At 59.5% G+C, this 18,696-nt stretch carries 17 protein-coding genes and 1 tRNA gene; 6 read left to right on the top strand and 12 right to left on the bottom strand.

The annotated features are described in order from the left end of the window. Positions 1–2: 2 nt before the first annotated feature. The 4 genes from H8790_RS00745 to H8790_RS00730 form a co-directional block, all read right to left on the bottom strand. The gene (locus H8790_RS00745) at positions 3–899 is read right to left on the bottom strand and encodes an isocitrate lyase/PEP mutase family protein (protein WP_187333202.1); all 897 of its coding nucleotides are present in this window, start codon (positions 897–899) and stop codon (positions 3–5) included. A 32-nt stretch (positions 900–931) separates the two neighbouring features. After that, positions 932–1,414 carry a 3-isopropylmalate dehydratase small subunit gene (locus H8790_RS00740; protein WP_187333201.1) on the bottom strand — a complete coding sequence of 161 codons (483 nt, stop codon included), beginning with the start codon at positions 1,412–1,414 and terminating at the stop codon, positions 932–934. Between the two features lies 1 nt (position 1,415). Then, complete coding sequence (locus H8790_RS00735; protein ID WP_187333200.1) at positions 1,416–2,633, bottom strand: aconitase/3-isopropylmalate dehydratase large subunit family protein; 1,218 nt, start codon at positions 2,631–2,633, stop codon at positions 1,416–1,418. Positions 2,634–2,742: 109 nt separating this feature from the next. Continuing rightward, positions 2,743–3,555 carry an IclR family transcriptional regulator gene (locus H8790_RS00730; RefSeq protein ID WP_187333199.1) on the bottom strand — a complete coding sequence of 271 codons (813 nt, stop codon included), beginning with the start codon at positions 3,553–3,555 and terminating at the stop codon, positions 2,743–2,745. Positions 3,556–3,965: 410 nt separating this feature from the next. On the opposite strand from H8790_RS00730, the gene H8790_RS00725 reads away from it, so the two are divergent. Further along, entirely contained in the window at positions 3,966–4,985 is a 1,020-nt protein-coding gene (locus H8790_RS00725) for an alpha-hydroxy-acid oxidizing protein (RefSeq protein WP_187333198.1), read from the top strand. Between the two features lie 57 nt (positions 4,986–5,042). On the opposite strand, the gene H8790_RS00720 is transcribed toward H8790_RS00725, so the two are convergent. The 4 genes from H8790_RS00720 to mtaB all read right to left on the bottom strand — a co-directional run bounded on the left by H8790_RS00720 (position 5,043) and on the right by mtaB (position 9,311). Then, on the bottom strand, positions 5,043–6,401 hold the full coding sequence (locus H8790_RS00720) for an APC family permease (protein WP_187333197.1): 1,359 nt from the start codon (positions 6,399–6,401) through the stop codon (positions 5,043–5,045). A 71-nt stretch (positions 6,402–6,472) separates the two neighbouring features. Then, positions 6,473–7,189, bottom strand: coding sequence for a cysteine hydrolase family protein (locus H8790_RS00715; RefSeq protein ID WP_243208528.1), 717 nt, complete (start codon positions 7,187–7,189; stop codon positions 6,473–6,475). 263 nt (positions 7,190–7,452) lie between these two features. Continuing rightward, positions 7,453–8,028 (bottom strand): 5'-deoxynucleotidase, encoded by a 576-nt coding sequence (gene yfbR, locus H8790_RS00710; RefSeq protein ID WP_187333196.1) that lies wholly within the window; start codon positions 8,026–8,028, stop codon positions 7,453–7,455. Further along, positions 8,025–9,311: a tRNA (N(6)-L-threonylcarbamoyladenosine(37)-C(2))-methylthiotransferase MtaB gene (gene mtaB / locus H8790_RS00705; RefSeq protein WP_187333195.1), complete on the bottom strand. Its 1,287-nt coding sequence runs from the start codon at positions 9,309–9,311 to the stop codon at positions 8,025–8,027. The genes yfbR and mtaB overlap by 4 nt, the downstream gene beginning before the upstream one ends. 248 nt (positions 9,312–9,559) lie before the next feature. Between mtaB and H8790_RS00700 the strand changes: the two genes are divergently transcribed. From H8790_RS00700 to H8790_RS00690, 3 genes are read left to right on the top strand one after another with little or no spacing between them, the layout of a single operon-like run. Then, positions 9,560–10,693, top strand: a complete 1,134-nt coding sequence (locus H8790_RS00700) for a cysteine desulfurase family protein (protein ID WP_187333194.1) — start codon at positions 9,560–9,562, stop codon at positions 10,691–10,693. 43 nt (positions 10,694–10,736) lie between these two features. Beyond that, the gene (locus tag H8790_RS00695) at positions 10,737–12,125 is read left to right on the top strand and encodes an MATE family efflux transporter (RefSeq protein WP_187333193.1); all 1,389 of its coding nucleotides are present in this window, start codon (positions 10,737–10,739) and stop codon (positions 12,123–12,125) included. Further along, positions 12,122–12,943, top strand: coding sequence for a putative RNA methyltransferase (locus tag H8790_RS00690; protein ID WP_187333192.1), 822 nt, complete (start codon positions 12,122–12,124; stop codon positions 12,941–12,943). The genes H8790_RS00695 and H8790_RS00690 overlap by 4 nt, the downstream gene beginning before the upstream one ends. A 47-nt stretch (positions 12,944–12,990) precedes the next feature. Here the strand turns inward: H8790_RS00690 and H8790_RS00685 are convergent, their stop codons facing one another. The 4 genes from H8790_RS00685 to H8790_RS00670 form a co-directional block, all read right to left on the bottom strand. Then, the gene (locus tag H8790_RS00685) at positions 12,991–13,704 is read right to left on the bottom strand and encodes an SGNH/GDSL hydrolase family protein (protein WP_187333191.1); all 714 of its coding nucleotides are present in this window, start codon (positions 13,702–13,704) and stop codon (positions 12,991–12,993) included. 108 nt (positions 13,705–13,812) lie between these two features. Further along, positions 13,813–15,642, bottom strand: coding sequence for a translational GTPase TypA (gene typA / locus H8790_RS00680; RefSeq protein ID WP_187333190.1), 1,830 nt, complete (start codon positions 15,640–15,642; stop codon positions 13,813–13,815). Between the two features lie 227 nt (positions 15,643–15,869). Next, positions 15,870–16,130, bottom strand: coding sequence for an HU family DNA-binding protein (locus H8790_RS00675; protein WP_187333189.1), 261 nt, complete (start codon positions 16,128–16,130; stop codon positions 15,870–15,872). A gap of 164 nt (positions 16,131–16,294) precedes the next feature. Beyond that, complete coding sequence (locus tag H8790_RS00670) at positions 16,295–17,125, bottom strand: response regulator (protein WP_187333188.1); 831 nt, start codon at positions 17,123–17,125, stop codon at positions 16,295–16,297. A 291-nt stretch (positions 17,126–17,416) separates the two neighbouring features. On the opposite strand from H8790_RS00670, the gene H8790_RS00665 reads away from it, so the two are divergent. Together H8790_RS00665 and H8790_RS00660 are read left to right on the top strand one after the other, a co-directional pair. Continuing rightward, positions 17,417–17,493: transfer RNA gene (locus H8790_RS00665), tRNA-Arg, on the top strand. A gap of 241 nt (positions 17,494–17,734) precedes the next feature. After that, entirely contained in the window at positions 17,735–18,619 is an 885-nt protein-coding gene (locus H8790_RS00660; RefSeq protein ID WP_187333187.1) for a MurR/RpiR family transcriptional regulator, read from the top strand. Positions 18,620–18,696 lie beyond the last annotated feature (77 nt).

Genomic DNA, 18,696 nt, shown 5'->3' with positions numbered 1-18,696 from the left:
CCTCAGCGGTGATAGCGGGCGTCCAGCTCGGCCGTATCCAGGAACAGCCGCTCCAGCTCCTGAATCTCCGGCAGGCCGACCAGATCTGTAAACTCCTGAAACGCGAAGATTTCACCGTCCATGGCTTCAACGTCGTCCTTGGCAACTGCGGTATAGGCCCGCTCCAGCGCCCGGGCGGCCGCAAAGAGGGGCATGACGGGTACGCTTACCCGGGCCGCGCCCCACTCCTCCAGCTGCCGGATGGAGATGGCGGGCGTCTTAGAGCCCTTGGCATAGATCATATTGATGCTCACCGGCGCCTCAATGGATTCGATCACCCGCTTCACATCGTCCGGGTTTGTCGGTGCCTCCACAAAGACAAGATCGGCGCCTGCCTTGGCAAAGGCGTTGCCCCGGCGGATCGCCTCCTCGACTCCCGCGACCGCGATGGCGTCGGTGCGGGCGTTGATGACGAAGTCCGGGTCCGTCCGGGCCGCGGCGGCGGCTTCGATCTTTTTTACCGCCTCTTCAAAGGGGATGATCTGCTTTCCGCCCATGTGGCCGCAGCGCTTGGGGAAAAACTGGTCCTCCAGGTTGATGCCCGCAGCGCCGGCCGCTTCAAAGTCCCTGACGGCGTAATAGAGGTTGATTGCATTGCCGAATCCGGTGTCCCCGTCCGCCATCACGGGGATGCTGACGGCGCGGCAGATGTTGCGGGTCAGATCGACCATCTGCGTCTTGGTCATAATCCCCACGTCAGGAAGGCCCAAATTGCTGCCCGCCAGGCCGTATCCGGTGACCTGCACCGCCTTTACGCCGCACTTTTCCGCAATCTTTGCGCTCAGCGCGTCGTAGACGCCCGGCATGACCAGGATTTCCCGGGCGCGGATCAGCTCTTTGAGCCGAGTCGTACGATTCATCTTCTACTCCCTCCCAAGTTCAATTTTTTTATTCAAAGGACAAAGTCACCTTTTTCCTTCAAATATGAGGCCAGCCCGCCGCTTTCCAAAATGCGCTGCATAATGGGGGAAAGGGCCTGGCAAGCAAGCTCCTGTTCGCCGTTGACCACCACTTTCCCCTCCTCCATATCGATCCGCACCAGGTCTCCCTCCCGAATGGAGGAGGTATCGCAGATCAGGACGGGAAGCCCCACATTGATGGCGTTGCGGTAGAAAATCCGGGCAAAGGATTTTGCCAGCACCGCACCTACTCCCGCATACTTGAGGGCGATCGGAGCCTGCTCGCGGGAGGAGCCGCACCCAAAGTTGCTGCCGGCTACCAGGACGTCCCCCTTCTCCACGCGGCGGCCGAAGTCCGGGTCCAGGTCCTCCATGCAATGGGCGGCCAGGTCGTTAAAGTCCAGTGTCTTGGTGTATTTCCCGGCGATAATCAAGTCGGTATTGATGCTGTCTCCATAGACCAGTGCCTTGCTCACTTCAGATCACCTCCCTGGGGTCTGTGATTGTGCCCGTCAGCGCGGAGGCCGCCGCAGTCGCGGGGGACGCCAGGTAGATGAGGGCATTTTTGTTCCCCATCCGCCCCTTGAAGTTGCGGTTTGTGGTGGAGAGGACCACCTCCCCATCGGCAGGCACGCCGCCCAGTGTTCCGACGCACAGGCTGCACCCCGGGGTGGAGATCGTTGCGCCGGCCTCCAGAAACTCCCGGATATACCCTCGGTCAATGGCCGCTAACAGCACCTTTGTGGACGCGGGGCAGACCGTCATGCGGACCGACGGCGCAATTTTCTTCCCCCGGAGGATGTCCGCCGCAGCCGCCAGATCGGAAAGCCGTCCATTGGTGCAGCTTCCTATGTAGACCATGTCGATCCTCTGGCCCGCCGCTTCTGCGGCCGTGCAGACATTGTCTACCGCGTGGGGCCTTGCCACCATGGGGACAACTGCGGCCGCATCGTACCGGAGCACCCTCTTGTAGACTGCGTCCTCGTCCGGCATCAGGTCGGGCCTTTTCAGCGCGCTGAGGAAGACGCCGTTCTTGCCTCCCATCTCGATGACCATGTTGCAGACCGTGGCGGCCTCATCCTGGGTGAAGCGGGCAAACCCGTCTCCGGCAAATTCCACCGATTCATAGCTGACGCCGTCGCTGCGCAGATCCCCGATCATCCGGAGGGTCACATCCTTGGCACAGACACCCTTTGGCAGATGGCCGGTCAGCTCGATGCGGCTTGTCTCCGGCACGCGGAGCCATGTCTTTCCGGTCAGCAGCGCGGCTCCCAGGTCCGTGGAGCCGACGCCTGTGGAAAACGCGCCCACCGCGCCATAGGAGCAGGTGTGGGAGTCGCCCCCCAGCACAAGATCGCCCTCCCCCACCTCATCGTTTTCCAGCATGACCTGGTGGCAGACGCCCCAGTTCTGGTCGTACAGCACACAGCCCTGTTCGCCGCAGAAGCGGCGGATCATACTGTGCAGCGCCGCAATGCGTTCATTGGGGCAGGGCGTTGCGTGGTCAATGACAAACACCGTTTTCTTCGGCTTCGCCACCCGCACGCCGCCCATCTCCTGGAAGGCCCGGATCGTCATCGGGCCCGTGGTGTCACTGGCCATCATAACGTCCACATTCACCACAACACAGTCATTGGCATGAACCTCATGCCCTGCATGGCCCGCTATGATCTTCTCCGCAAACGTAAACCCCACTGTCTCTCATCCTCTCCTTCTCCGCCGCAGCCTAACGTTCCATACAGCGGAACTTTGTTCCAATTTTTGATTAACAACAAAAGCTTCCAACAGAAGCCTTTGTTGTCTCTTATTCGATTAGGATGGGCTGGCTGCACCGATAGCCTAATTTCCGGGAGATACGGCCCGCCGCCCGCTGAAGCTCCTCCAGGTAGCTGGCCACCTTCTGCTCTTCAAAATAGTAAACCGGGCCGGAGACCGTGATGGAGGCCACAACATGCTGGGTGTAATCAAAAAGCGGCACGGACACCATCGCCGTGGAGGCGTCCCGCTCCCCGCGGGTCACGGAGAACCCGTCTCGGCGTATCTGCTCCAGCTCGCGCTCTAACTGCGCCCGGTCCGTGACCGTGTGTTCGGTGATGCGCTCCAGCTTGACGGATTCAAAAAAGCGGGACTGGAACTCCTTGCCCGCATAGGCCAGCAGCAGCTTGCCCGCCCCGCAGTAAAGCGGGTGGCGCGCGCCAAGGTAGGAGTAGCGCCGGACATATTGGGCGCCCATGACCTGCGCGATGCACAGCCGTTCGAACCCGTCGCGGACATAGAGATTGCAGGTCTGCTCCGTGACGCGGGAGATTTCCTCCATCTCCGCTGCGGCGGTTCTTTTGAGCGAGTTGCTCTCCTGGGCGATGGCGCCCATCTTGATGATCTCATAGCCAAGGCGATACTTTCCGGTCTCCGGATGCTGCACGATCAAGTTGTTCTGCTCCAGCGTGGCCAAAATGCGGAACACCGTTGTCTTGGGCAGATTGGTCTGGGCGCAGATCTGCGCAAGGGTATGCTCCGGATCCTCAAATGTAAATACCTGCAGGATTTCAATTGCCCGGTCCACTGCCCGGACAGAGTCCTTCTGGATAGTAGTCGTTTGATTTTTCCCTTTGTTCATGTTCCGCTCCTTGGAACTACGTTCCTTTTAATGAAATTCTATGGTTCTTTTTGCCTGTTGTCAAGAGATTTTACGCTCTGTATGGCAAGTTCTACAATTTTATCTCATTCATCGTTTGATTTTAGTGGTTTTGCACAACAGCTATGCATATCCTTTTTGTCGGACCGGGCGGCTGAGCACTGTCCGTCGATAGGCAGCCTTCACGAGTCCCTTTCCGGCCTGTCCTTCCCCTATGTGCAGTATTGTAGCATACGGAGCGAAAGGTTCCAAGGTCTGCCGCACTTTTTCACCTGCCGGTCGCCGGATGTCCTGCGGCGCTGAGCGCGGCTTGTTTTTTCTCAGGGATTGGAGTACAATCGTGGCGAGTGGGAAGCGGGCGGACCTGCCCGCATATGAAAGGAGATTTACATATGACGTATCAGGAAGTGCTGGAAAACGCCCGCACCTGTATGGGCCCCTACTGTAAGGCCTGCCCTGCCTGCAACGGCATGGGCTGCCGCAACACCATGCCCGGCCCCGGTGCCAAGGGCATCGGCACCGGGTTCATCCGCAACTACCAGAAGTGGCAGGAGCTGTGTGTCAACATGGACACCATCTGCGAGAATAAAGAGGTGGACACCTCCTACGAGCTCTTTGGCCACCGGTTTGCCCTGCCTGTGTTCGCCGCGCCGGTGGGCGCCATGCAGCTCCACTACGGCGACAAATACGACGACCTGCAGTACAACGACATCCTGGTTTCCGCATGCGCCAAAGCGGGCATCGCCGCGTTCACCGGCGACGGAACCAATCCCGCCGTCATGGAGGGCGCGGTACAGGCCATCCGGGCGGCCGGCGGCGCCGGCATCCCCACGGTAAAGCCCTGGAACATGGAGCTGATCCGGGAGAAAATGGACGGCTGCAAATCCTCCGGCTGCTTTGCCATCGCCATGGACATCGACGCGGCCGGCCTGCCCTTCCTGAAAAACCTTCAGCCCCCCGCCGGAAGCAAGACGGTGGAGGAACTGCGCCAGATTGCGGACTACGCGGGAGTTCCCTTCATCCTCAAGGGCATCATGACGGTGGAGGGCGCCAAAAAGGCCCTGAAGGCCGGTGCCAGCGCCATCGTGGTGTCCAACCACGGCGGCCGCGTGCTGGATCAGTGCCCGGCCACGGCGGAGGTCCTGCCCGCCATCGCCGATGCGGTGGGTGGAAAGATGACCATTTTCGTGGACGGCGGCATCCGCACCGGAATGGACGTATTCAAGGCCCTGGCCCTGGGCGCCGACGCGGTGCTCATCGCCCGCCCCTTTGTCACCATGGTCTACGGCGGCGGTGCCGAGGGCGTCCAGGTGTACGTGGATAAGCTCACTGCCGAGCTGAAGGACGCCATGGCCATGTGCGGCGCCCACAGCCTGAAGGAGATCAATCCCTCCATGCTCTTCTCCAAGTGACCGCCGCTGCAAAAAGACGCTCCGCCAAATTGGCGGAGCGCCTTTTTGCAGGATTGCTTATTCCGCCTCTTCCTTCACTGTGTCGGGGGAGGGGATGAAGGTGGTCCAGTTGGCCGGGTCACGCTTTTGCCGCACCTTGGCATAGATGTACAGCACAGCACCCACGGCAAAATACACCCCCAGGGCCACCCAGGTAGCGGCGTCCATGGCGATGACACACTGGTACAGGCAGTAAATGCAGAAGAGGATGGACTCAACTCCCATGAACCAGGCGGCCTTGCACTTATAGGGTCTGGGCCACTCGGGATGGGTCTTGCGCAGCTTCAGGAAGGACAGTGAAACGCACAGATACACCACGCCGGCGGCGCCCACGGTGATGGTGAAGATGTAGTTGATCCACGCATCGGGGGCCATCAGGCAGAAGTACAAAGAGCAGATGTACACCACCGTGTTGGCCAGCCAGGGCTGGCCGTGCTTATTGAGGGCTGCCAGCCTCCGGGTCACCTGGCCCTGCTGGGCGGCGCCGAAAATGGTGCGGGAAGCGGCCAGCCAGAAGCCGGAGAGCGTGGTGATGCAGGTCACGGCGCCCATAATGATGATCACCAGGGCCAGCCAGTGCATCCCCAGGATATCGGCCACCCGGGGATCCACGATGTCCGTCTGGGCGATCCACTCGTTGGACACGATGCCGCCCACTGCAACCACAGCCAGGCCGTAGACCAGGAAGGTACACAGCATGCTGCCGATGAAGCCCCAGATGATCTTCTTGCGGGGGAATTTGGACTCCTCCACCAGCTGGGGAATCAGGTCAAAGCCGATGAACTTGAACATCAGCAGCCCAAGGCCCGCGGAGAAGCCGGCGGCTCCCTTGGGGAACCAGGGGGACAGGTTGGAGAACTTCCACTGATCGCTGAAGATGAAGATCAGGGAGGCTCCGACGGAGATCACCAGGGTGCTCCAGAACATGAAGTTCTGAACCTTGGCCAGGTGCTTGATTTCCAGGTTCACCATAACGAACCAGACGGTTATGATCACACAGGCCAAAATCTTCAGCTGTGTGAAATCCAGCGGCACCAGATATCCCACCATGGTGGAGATGCCGATGGTCACGTTGGGCATGGCGGACAGATACAGCAGGAACAAAAACCATCCTACCACCCAGCCCAGATCCCAGTTGAAGGCGTTGGTGGTCCAGATGTTTTCGCCGCCGGCATAGGGCAGCATGCCCGTCATCTCCGTATAGATGAGGCACAGCGGCAGCAGAATCACGCCGCAGGCAAACAGGCAGACCAAAGAGCCGGGGCCGGTCATCTCAAACCAATACTTGATCTCCACCATCCAGGCGGCAATCATGCCGCCCGCCGCCATGGCGATGATCTGGGACAGGGACAGTTCCTTTTTCAGTTTATTACCCATATTTTGTTACTCCTTTCGCGCACACACTTATTTGGATAAGGGCCACAACTCCCTTTCCAATGTCCCAATCCTCAGTTCTCCTTGGCCCCTTCTTCGATCAGGGCAATCACGTCGTCGCACTCCAGCACATTGCAGTAAACGATGTTCATGATCTTCAGTTCCATGTCGTGCAATTCCATATCAGGCGCGGCGCAGCAATCCTCCACACAGATCACCCGGAAGCCGTGGTCCGCCAGCACGCGCACCGTGCCTGCCACACACTGGTCCGTCACCACGCCGGTGACAATGATGGTGTCGATGCCCATGTTGCGCATCAGCTCCGAATAGTTGGTCCCCAGGCTGACGGAGTCAGTGGTCTTGTTGACCACAATCTCATCTCCCACCGGGGCGATTTCGTCCATCATGGCCACCTCGGGGTTGCTGATGGGCAGCAGGATGTTGTTCCAGCCCACCGTGCTCTGCACCAGGCAGCGATCGGAACCGTCGTCCTTCAGGCATGCAATGCGGCCGTAGGTCACTTCCACGCCGTTTTTGCGGCAGCAGTCGATCAGACGCTTGTTGTTGGGTACGGTGACTTGCTCAATGCGGTCAAAATAGGGTTCCCACCGTTCCCATTGACCCGCCGCCTTGAAGGCCCTGGCATCCGCTCCATCCTTTGCCAGGAAAAACTTCTGCATGTCCACTACCATCAGAGCCGTCTTCTTCAGATCCAGCTTCAGATCCAGGACCTGATCCGCCATCTCCTCATAGTAAAATGACAGATACTTTTTGTTGAGCTTCAGTTTCATTTCGTGCCCTCTTTCTCTATTCTTAGATTGCAGCCAAACAGGTCTGCTTTGATTGATATAGCAACATTCGTGCCAAAACGGAACAATGCAAGTTGATATTTGCTAAAAATCCATCAGATTCCCTGTCATTCAAGTGCTTTCAACAGTACCCCTCTCCCCTAATAAATGGTATTTTTTTACAAAAATCAAGACTACTTTCCACAAAATGCGCCTCGGTTTTGCCATATCTGTCATGACTGCTGTCAATTTGTCACGGTACGCCACTACCTCAGTTCGTCCAAAGTCACGCCAAAGGTATTCCCAAATTTCTCCAAAAACCAGGCCACCTCCGGCATCCGGTAGCTCTGGAGGGTGGACATGATCTCCAGCGCCGCCTGCTCAAATTCCTGGTTGCCGGCGTGGAGCTCCTCCTGACACTTGAGATAGGCGGAGAGCTTGTCCGCCGCCTTGACGATCCTGCGGATTTCCTCGTCTTCTTCGTGGAGGATGGGCGTATATGACCTTCGCAGCTCCTCGGGCAGCCCCTGGAGCAGCTTGTCCTGGGCCACCACCTCCAGGGCCTTGTAGGCCTCCTGTATGGCCGGGTTGTTGTATTTCACCGGCGTGGGCAGGTCGCCGGTCAGAATCTCCGATGCATCGTGGAACAGGGCCGCCGTGGCACAGGCGTTGGGGTCGGCCTTTTTATGGAACACGTCCCGGCGGATGGTGGCCAGTGCGTGGGCCAGGACCGCCACCTGGTGGCTGTGCTCCTGCACGTTCTCCGGAAAGCTGTTGCGCATCAGCGCCCAGCGGGCAATGAAGCGCATGCGGAAAATGTAGGCAAAAAAGTAGTGTTTCATTCCTCGATCTCCCCTGCGAGCCCGTCTCCCTCCACGCCGGTGATGCGCACCATGCGCACCTTGTTGTGCAGGTCGGAGCCCTTTGAGTACACCTCCATGTAATTGGGTGCGTGGCCCACGAATTTCCCATTCTTCTCCTGCTCAAAGAGCACCGGATACCGCTCCCCCACGCAGCCGGCCAGGTACTCACGGTGCATCTCCGCCGCCGCTTCGGCGGCGGCCGCCGCCCTGGCCTCCTTCACCCGGGCGCTCACCTGGGGCCGCTCCGCGGCCGGGGTGCCGGGCCGGATGGAATAGGGGAAAATGTGCATCTGGGCAAAACCGCAGCTGCGGATAAACGCTATGGTCCGGGCAAACTCCTCCTCCGTCTCCTCCGGGAAGCCCACGATCAAATCCGTGGTGAGGGCGGGACGGCGGAAGAAGCGGCGGAGCAGCTCCGCCGACTCGGCGTAGCGGGCGGTGGTGTACTTACGGTTCATGCGGCGCAGCGTGTCGTCGCACCCGCTTTGCAGCGAGAGGTGGAACTGGGGGCACAGGTTCTCAAGGCGGGCGGCGCGGCGGCAGAACTCCTCCGTGATGGTGCGGGGCTCCAGGCTTCCCAGCCGGACGCGGCACTCCAGCGCCGCCGTGCAGACGGTCTCAATGAGGTCGATGAGGCTCGCCCCGTTTTTCAGGTCCTGGCCCCAGGAGGAGATCTCAATGCCGGTGAGCACGATCTCCCGGTAGCCCTCTTTTTGCAGCCGGGCCGCCTCCCGGGCCGCGTGGTCCAGCGTCAGGGACCGGACCGGTCCCCGGGCATAGGGGATGATGCAGTAGGAGCAAAAGTTGACGCAGCCGTCCTCCACCTTCAGCATGGCCCGGGTCCGGTTGGGCAGGCCCCCGGCGCTGAGCAGTTCAAAGGTCCTGCGATCAAAGCTGCGGTCCAGGGACTCCAGTGGACGGCGGTCCTCCATCTCCTGCTCCAGCAGGTCAAGAAAGCCCATCCGGTCGCCGGTCCCGGCGATCAAGTCCACCGGCAGGGCCCGCACATCCTCCGGGTGGGTCTGGGAATAGCAGCCGCAAATGGCCACCACCGACTCCGGATGGGTCCGCCGGGCACGGCTGATAACCTGGCGGGACTTCTGGTCGCTCACCGCCGTCACCGAACAGGTATTCACCACATAGGCGTCAGCGTCGGCGGTAAAGGGCACCACCGTGTGCCCGCGGCGCCGGAGCTCCTGTTCCATGGCCTGGGTCTCATATTGATTCACCTTGCAGCCCAAGGTGTAAATCGCCACTTTCATACGCTTTCTCCTTGCTATTTTCAAGAAACTCCTCTATAATAGAAAAATTGTGGAGATTTTCCGCACTTTTTCTTCCATTCAGCCAGTTTCCTCTGTAATTATCCTATTATACTGTGCTTTCCCCCCTGGGGCAAGCCGCATTTTACCGCCGCGCAAAATTTTTGCGACCCGAACCCGGAACAGCCTCCCAAAAGGCCCGGATTCCCCTGGCGGAACGCTTTCAACCAATGGATGTCAGGAGGGTTTTTATGATTTATCTGGATCATGCGGCCACCACCCCGGTGCCCAGGGCCGTGGCCGACGAGATGTACCGGGTGCTGACGGAGGAGTATGGAAACCCCAGCTCCCAATATCCCCTGGGCCGGCAGGCAGCCGCCGAAGTGGCCCGGGGCCGGCAGGTCGTCGCCCGGGCCTTGGACTGCGCCCCGGAGCAGCTGCGGTTCACCTCCTGCGGCACGGAATCCGACAACTGGGCCATCTCCGCCGCCCTCCATCAAAACCGCCACGTGGGCAAGCACATCATCACCACCGCCATAGAGCACAGCGCCGTGCTGGAGCCCTGCCGGCGGCTGGCGCAGGAGGGGTATGAGCTCACCGTCCTCCAGCCGAACCGCCGGGGCATCATCACGGCGGAACAGGTGGCCCAGGCCCTGCGGCCGGACACGGCACTGGTCTCCATGATGCTGGTGAACAACGAGCTTGGCACCGTGTGCCCCGTGGCCGAGGTGGCCGGGCTGCTCCGCGGCAGCAAGAGCCGCGCCCTGCTCCACACAGACGCGGTCCAGGGCTTTCTGAAGACAGAATTTCCCCTGACGGAGCTGGGCGCAGACCTCATCTCCATCTCCGCCCACAAGATTGGAGGCCCCAAGGGCGTTGGCGCTCTCTATCTGGGCCAGCGGCTGCGCAATCCCCGGCCCCTGCTGCCCGGCGGCGGGCAGGAGGGCGGCCTCCGCTCCGGCACCGAGGCCACGGCCCAGATCGCCGGGTTTGCCAAGGCGGTGGAACTGTGGCAGGCGGAGCTTCCCCAGCGGCTGGACCATATGGCGCGGCTGCGGCGCTACGCCCAGGAGCAGCTCACCGCCATCCCCGGCGTGCAGCTGGTGGGGGATGGGGCCGCGCCCCATGTGCTGTGCGTGTCCATGGAGGGCTACCCCAGCCAGAACGTGGTGGAGGATCTGGGCGCCCAGGGCATCTGCCTCTCCGCCGGCTCCGCCTGCCACAAGGGCCGGCCCAGCCATGTGATCTCCGCGCTGAACTTGCCGAAAAAGGTGGCCGCCGGCGTGCTGCGCTTCAGCTTTGGACCGGAGACCACCTTCGAGGAGATCGACGCCGCTGCTGCCGCGCTGCGCCGCCACCGGGAAACCCGGTTTCCCATGCTGTAAAAAAGCCTGGCCCAATGATAGGCAGGCTTTGGAAAGGACTACTATGTTTCAGAGTCTCCGCCGTGAAAAAGGCTTTTACCGCCGTGTCTGGGCCCTTGCCCTGCCGCTGATCCTGCAAAACCTGATCACCACCTCCCTGGGCTTTGTGGACACCTTCATGGTGGGCCTGCTGGGTAATGCGGAGATGGCCGCCGTCACTGCCGCCAACTCCCCCATCTTCCTGGTTCAGGTCGTCATTTTCGGGCTCATGAGCGGCCTCACCGTGTTGGTCAGCCAGTACTGGGGCAAGGGTGACGCGGATAACATCAACCGCTGCATGGGCGTGGCGCTGTACCTGGGCGTCATTTTGTCCTCCGCGGCGGCGGCCGCGCTGCTGCTCTTCCCGGCAGGTGTGCTGAACCTGGTTACCGACAACCAATCCCTCATCGTATTGGGCACCCCTTATATCCGCATCGTGGGCATCTCCTATATCTTCAACAGCATCAGCTCCGTCTACGTGGCCATGCAGCGCAGCACCGAAAACCCCGCCTTCGGCATGAAGGTGTTCTGCACCTCCATGCTGGTGAACACCGGGCTCAACTACCTGCTGATTTTCGGCAAGCTGGGCTTCCCTGCCCTGGGGATCACCGGCGCCGCCATTGCCACCCTTTCCTCCCGCGTGGTGGAGTTTCTCATCGTCGCGGTATACAGCGTTTTGAACAAAAGAATCCCCCTGCGCCTTTCCCGGGTGCTCCATCCCGGCGGCGAGATTCTGCACAGCTTCCTTCACTACGCCACCCCGGTCATCTGCAACGAGGCCCTCTGGGGCCTCGGCACCACGGTCCTGACGGCCATCATGGGCCACATGACGGTCAGCACGGAGTTTTTGGCCGCTTACGCCATCATGGGCAACATCGACAAGTTTTCCACCGTGGCCTGCTTCGGCCTGGCCGGCGCCACCGCTGTCATCGTGGGCAAGCGCATCGGCGAGGGCGCCGGGAAAGAGGAGGTCTACAGCCTGGGAATCTGCCTGCTGGCCCTGGCCACCGCCGTCGGCGTTGTGATCGCCGTGGCCCTTGGGATATTGCTGCCCACCTTCTTCATTCCGGTGCTCTACCCGCTCTTCAAGCTCACCGAGACCGCCATGGAGATCGCGGTCACCATGTGCATTGTCTACATTGTGGTCATGCCCATGCGGGCCTTTGACATCTCCAACATCACCGGGCTGCTCCGGGCCGGGGGTGACGCCCGGATGGCCTCGGTCATCGACCTTGCGCCCCTGTGGTGCTTCGCCATCCCCCTGACCGCCCTGCTGGCCCTGGCCCTGAACGCGCCCATCCCGGTGGTATGCCTCTCGCTGCAAAGCGAAAACTTCAGCAAGATGCCCCTTGGAGTGCTGCGGCTGCGGAGCCGGAAGTGGATCAACGACATCACAAGAGGGGACCAGCCATGAGCCTGTTCTGCTGTCCGGTCTGCGGCCAGCTGCTGGTCCGTGGCCCGTCCGCCTACTGCTGTCCCAAGGGCCACAGCTATGACATCTCCCGGGAGGGCTATACCCACCTGCTGATTGCCAACCGCAAGCACTCCGCCGCTCCCGGAGACGACAAGGGCATGGCCGCCGCCCGGCGGGAGTTCCTGGCCAGGGGCTACTACCGTCCCCTGCTGGACGCGCTGTGCGGCCTGGCCATTCGCCATACGGGTGATGCCCCCCGGGTGCTGGACGCGGGCTGCGGCGAGGGCTACTACACCTCCGGCCTTTTCCGCGCCCTGGCCCAGGCCGGGAAAGCGCCCGTCATGGCGGGCATCGACATCTCCAAATCCATCCTCCGCTCCGCTGCCCGGCGGGAGAAGGCGGTGGAGTTTGCCGTGGCCTCCTCCTATCATCTGCCGCTGCAGGACGGCTCCGTGGACCTGCTGCTGGACTGCTTCTCCCCCCTGGCCCTGGAGGAGTTCACCCGCGTCCTGCGCCGCGGCGGCTTCTTTTTCTACGTGGTACCCGCCGCCCATCACCTCTATGAGATGAAGCAGGTGCTCTACGACGATCCCTACCCCAACGAGGAGAAGGAGACACCTTACCCCGGCTTCACCTACGACTCCATTGTGCCGGTGGACTTTACAATGACCCTGGCCTGCCGGCAGGACGTTCACAACCTCTTCCAGATGACGCCATACTACTGGAAGACGCCGAAATCCGGCGCGGAGCGCCTGGCGGCGCTGGACACGCTGACCACCCGGGCGGGCTTTCGCATCCATGTCTTTCGCAGAAACTGAACATACGAAAAGGCCGTGGACTTTCGTCCACGGCCTTTTTCTACCTTTTACGCTTCCAGCAGTTCCCGCTTCCTGTACTGAACGGCGAACTCCTCAAAGGCCTCTGTGATCAGCTGCTGGCCTTTGGAGTTGGGATGGGTCCCATCGGCGCAGATCAAATCGCCGATGCGTCCGTGGTGCAAAAATGCCCGCCGGATGTCCACCAGCGGAACCTGCTCCATCCGGGCCACATCTTCCACCGCCCGGGAGTAGTTCTCTTGGTGGGCGTAGATATTCACCACGCCGCCCATCCAGCGCAGAACATTTTCCTGATTGAGGCCGCCGCACCACCAGTCAAAGAAGCGCTGGGGCTCCAAGGGCGGCAGTGTGGTGAGGATGGGCACGATGCCCCGCTCCTTCAGCTTGCCGATCACCTTCCGGTACTGATCCACAAACTCCCCTAAGGGCACCGCCGGAAGGTGGATGCCGTCGGGGTTCTCCGCGATCTCAGGCCATTTGTAGTCGCAGTCGTTCCCACCGAAATCCATCACCACCGCGTCGCACGCCATCCCCCGCTCCAGCATCCGGTCCAGCAGCTTTGCGCCCTTGGTGATGGTGCAGCCGAAATGGGAGTGGTTTTCAATCTCCAGCGCATAGTCCTGCGCAATCCGGCGACTGTCCATTTCGTTCTTTGTGATATACTTTCCAGTCTGCGGGTCCACCTGAATCCCCTTCAAAATGGAGTCGCCCAGCACCTGAATGTCATGCAGCTGCTTGATCATGCGTTTCACCGCTCCTTGAAATATAGTTTTAATAACCATATTATATGCTTACATAAATTATATGTCAAGATAAAGGGCGCGCACCGGAACCGATGCGCGCCCTCCTTATTATTTTTTCCCGCCGTGGATGGATTTCATACGCTTCTCATGATCCAGGATGCGCTTACGGATCCGCAGGCTCTGGGGCGTCACCTCCAGCAGCTCATCGTCCGCCAGGAACTCCAGGCACTGCTCCAGGCTCATCTGCTTGGGCGGAACCAGGCGCAGCGCGTCGTCGGAACCAGAGGCCCGGGTGTTGGTCAGCTGCTTCTTCTTGCAGACGTTCACCGTGATGTCGTCCGACTTGGGGGACTGGCCCACCACCATGCCGCCGTAGACCGGCACGCCGGCCCCGATGAACAGCGTGCCGCGCTCCTGGGCGTTGTAGAGGCCGTAGGTGATGGACTCACCCGTCTCAAAGGAGATGAGGGAGCCGGTGCCCCTGCGCTGGATATCCCCCTTGTAGGGGGCATAGGAGTCGAACACAGAGGCCATGATGCCCTCGCCCTTGGTATCGGTGAGGAACTCGTTTCGGTAGCCGAACAGCCCCCGGGCGGGGATCAGGAACTCGATCTTCATCCGGTCGCCAATGGGCGTCATCTCCGCCATGTCGCCCTTGCGGGAGCCCAGCTTCTCAATGACGCTGCCCACATAGTCGGAGGGCACGTCCACCACCAGGCGCTCAATGGGCTCGCAGGTCTTCCCGTCGATCTCCTTATAGAGGACGCGGGGCGGGGACACCTGGAACTCATAGCCTTCACGGCGCATGGTCTCGATGAGGATGGACAGGCTCATCTCGCCCCGGCCGGCCACGTTGAAGGAGTCGGTGGATTCCTCGATCTCGCTGACCCGCAGCGAGACGTCCTTCAGCGTCTCCCGGAACAGCCGGTCCCGGATCTGGCGGGAGGTGACGTACTTCCCCTCCCGGCCGGCAAAGGGCGAATCGTTGACGGAGAAGGTCATCTCCAGGGTGGGGGCGGAGATCTTTACAAAAGGCAGAGGCTCCACGCAGTTTGGTACGCAGATGGTGTCGCCGATGGTGATGTCGCCGATGCCGCTCATGGCGATGATGTTGCCGGCGGTGGCCTCGGTGATGGGCTTGCGGCCCAGGCCCTCGAACTCGTACATGGAGACGGCCTTGGCCTTCTTGGCCGGGGCGTCCGGGTCGTGGTAGTTGCAAACGGCGATCTCCTGATTCTGCTTCAGGGTGCCACGCTCCACCCTGCCGATGGCGATCCGCCCCACAAAGTCGTTGTAGTCAATGGAGGACACCAGCATCTGGAAGGGCTGGTCCACATCAGCTTCCGGCCCTGGAATATACTCAAGGATGGTCTCAAAAAGAGGCGTCAGGTCTGTGCCAGCCACGTCGGGGGAGTAGGAAGCCGTGCCATTGCGGCCGGAGCAGAACAGCATGGGGGAATCCAGCTGCTCGGGAGTGGCGTCCAGGTCCATCAGCAGCTCCAGCACCTCGTCCACCACCTCGTGGATGCGCTGGTCCGGGCGGTCCACCTTATTGACCACCACGATGACCCGGTGGCCCAACTCCAGGGCGCGGCTGAGCACGAAACGGGTCTGGGGCATGGGCCCCTCGGCGGCATCCACCAGCAGGATGACGCCGTTGACCATCTTCAAGATGCGCTCCACCTCTCCGCCGAAGTCGGCGTGGCCCGGGGTGTCCACCACATTGATCTTTACATCCTGATACGCAATGGCCGTATTCTTAGCCAAAATGGTAATGCCCCGCTCCCGCTCCAGGTCGCCGGAGTCCATCACCCGGTCCACCATTTCCTGGTTTTCCCGGTAGGCGCCGCCCTGCTTGAGCATCTCGTCCACCAAGGTGGTCTTTCCATGGTCAACGTGGGCAATGATGGCAATATTTCTCAAATGTTTATTCTGCAAAATAGAAGCCCCTTTCTCTATGGCTTGCTGATCCGTCCGGCCTGCGGCAGTCCGTCCGAACCTCAATACCGACGAAATATTATATTCTATTATCCGCACTTTTTCAAGCGTAAATTCCCGCTTTTTGGAAATAATCGCAGCTTTTTTCCGTTAGTTTGATAAAATACGGCTTTCGTATCCCAAAACACAGAAGAGGGGACGGCGATTGATCGCCATCCCCTCTTCTTTTACCCTGCGATCTTCGCATTGCCGGCCACGTTTTTCAGCCGCTTGCGCAGCGTGCCCGACGGCCGGAAGGTGATCTCTTTCCGGCGGTCCTGCTTCTCTTTGACCACCAGACTGCCAAGACAGCTGTCCAGCGGAATAAACCGTTCGGTCTGCGTCGCTTCAGCAATGGTGTCAAACAGCGCGGACATCATCTTCTCCACCTGCTCCGGGCTGGAATCTGTTCTCTCTGCCACGCGCTTCACCAGATAGTCAGTGCCCATGGTTCAGCCCTCCTTCTTTCCTCATATGCGGCATGAGGCAAACTTTTACGAGGTAGAGTATAGCAGGCCGATGGTAAAAATGGCGTAAATTGACCCGAGCGCAAGCGTAAACGATGCGTAAATCATCCGTAAATATACCAAATTTTTGTATACTTTGACGGGAACTACTCCTTTTGGTGGAGCACCATTAATTTGATCTGCTTAAACTCCTGCATCTGAAAGATCATCGGTTCGCTCCAGCTGTACTCCGACATGAATTCATCCCGGAAGCGATAAAGCGCTTCCTCGTCGCCTCTCCAAAAATCGTAGAGGTCGCAGCTGACCTCTGAGGCGCGGATATAGCAGGACTGCCGCTCCCGGACAAAAATCCGCTCCACACCAAGCTCCTGCAAAAATTCCCTCAGTTTCTTGACGGTCATCCGGTAGTTGGCAGCGGTGGAACTGCGGTTTTTGGAGCCGGCCCAGATCTTGTCAATGGCCTCGGAGCTGGAAACCTCGCCGCCCTCCCTGCTGACGCACAGCGCCAGAAGCTCTTTGGCTTTTGCGCTGCGAAATACCACCAGCTGGCCGTCTATGTACATGTCAAACCGGCCAAAGGTGCGAAACATCACTTTCTTGCCCAGGCTGCCCGGATACTCAGATTGGCCCAGGGCCTTTTCCAGGATCTCCAACACATCCTGCCGGTTGTAGGGCTTACATAAAATATAACCTGCCCGCTGATGCAATGCTTCAATGGCACAGTCGTCATAGGCAGTCAAGTAGATGAGAATCACATGAGGATTCAATATTTTCAGTTTTTCGCCCAACTCCAAGCCGGACATCTGCGGCATCGACAAGTCAAGGAAGGCCAGTTCCACAAAGTTTCTCCGGGCATACTCCAGCGCCTCCAGTGGAGAGGTAAATACCTCCATACTCTCCACTCCAGGCAGATTTGCACAAGCCGCTTCGAAAAACCGGACCATCAAGGGCTGATCATCCACCATAATCGCCTTCATGTTCTCTCCTCCTTTGCCTAATCCTCCGGTAGTCCTCTCTCCGACAGGCAGCAAAGCCTTTGCGCTCTATATGTTTTTTCGTATCATACCTTATTTGTTTAAATTCTGTCAACCTCGCCGATTCCAGCATTTTCGCGTCAAAAGCAATGATTTTCCTTGAAATGGCATGCTTTTTATGCTATAGTAGCAAAGTATTCGATTGCTTTGTTGAAAACTGCGTCAAAATCCGTCAGACGAAAAAATTTCCGATTCGTTGGAGTTTGCGCTTGCTTTCCCAACATCGAGTTCTATGCGCCCGTAGCTCAGCTGGATAGAGCGACCGCCTCCTAAGCGGTAGGCCGGAGGTTCAAATCCTCTCGGGCGTGCCAAGGTTGGAGCAAGCGACAAATCGCTTGCTCCAACCTTTTTTACAAGGGGCCGCACGCGCCTGTCCGGCTCCGGACCGGATGCCTCCTGGCTGTGTATTCCCGCCTGACGTCTCCTTTTCAGAGATCAAAAGCATTCGAACTCGTTTCCCACGGCTCTTGCAAAGCCGTCCAATTATGTTATTATGAAGATAAAAAATAAGAAAAACACGATGTGTTGTCGAACCATTGTGGGGAGGAATTTATGAATCACAACTCTATTTATCCTCCGGAATATGAGGCCTCCTTAAATCCATTGGATCGCATCCGGTTTTACACACCGCAGCTGAGCAAGACCCACAAAAAAATCGGGCGTTTCATTTTGGAGAATTACGAAAAAGCCACCTTCCTGACCTCCGCAAAGATGAGCCAGCAGTGCGGCGTCAGTGAATCCAGTGTGATCCGCTTTTCCACCGCCTTGGGGTATTCGGGTTATTCGGAGATGCAGCGTGAGCTGCAGGAAATCCTCAAGCGCCGGCTATCCCTGAGCCAGCGGCTGGAGCTGACCACAGAGACCAACAGCGACAGCAACAGCATCATGCACAATGTGATGATGCAGAACATCAACAGCATCCGGGAGACCATGATGAGCCTGGATGAACGCAGCTTCCAGTCCGCGGTGGAGCTTCTTTCCCACGCGGACCGGGTCTTTCTGTACGGCCAGCGCAGCTCCTATGCCCTGGTCTACTTCCTGGGCCTGGAGCTCCGATGGATCCGGGACAACGTGGTGATCATCAACGGCCACGCCCAGGAGCTGGACGCCCTCTCCACCATTACCAAAAACGACGTCTTCCTGGCCATCAGCCTGCCCCGGTACCTGAAGGCCACCACCAAGGTCGTGCAGTTTGTGTGGGAGCGGGAGATCCCCACCATCGTCATCACCGATACCAAAACCTCCCCCCTGATCCCCTATGCCACGGTTTCCCTGCTGGCCAACAGCGAGATTTACTCCTATTCGGACAACATCGTCCCCATCGCCAGCACCATCACCGCCCTGCTCAACGCCATCGGCGCGGCCACCCAGCCGGCCAGCAACGAAATGCTGGCCCGCAACGAGCAGCTCTGGAAGTCCTTTGATCTGTATATCTGAACCCCGCGGTTTGTTCCGGCGCATCCTGTGACAGGATGCGCCGGAATTTTCCTGTGCTGTAAACGCAGAAACCGGGC

The sequence above is a fragment of the Oscillibacter hominis genome (assembly GCF_014334055.1).
Lineage (GTDB): Bacteria > Bacillota > Clostridia > Oscillospirales > Oscillospiraceae > Oscillibacter > Oscillibacter hominis.
Note: the sequence above shows the minus strand (reverse complement) of the source record. Positions and strands in the feature narration are given on the sequence as shown.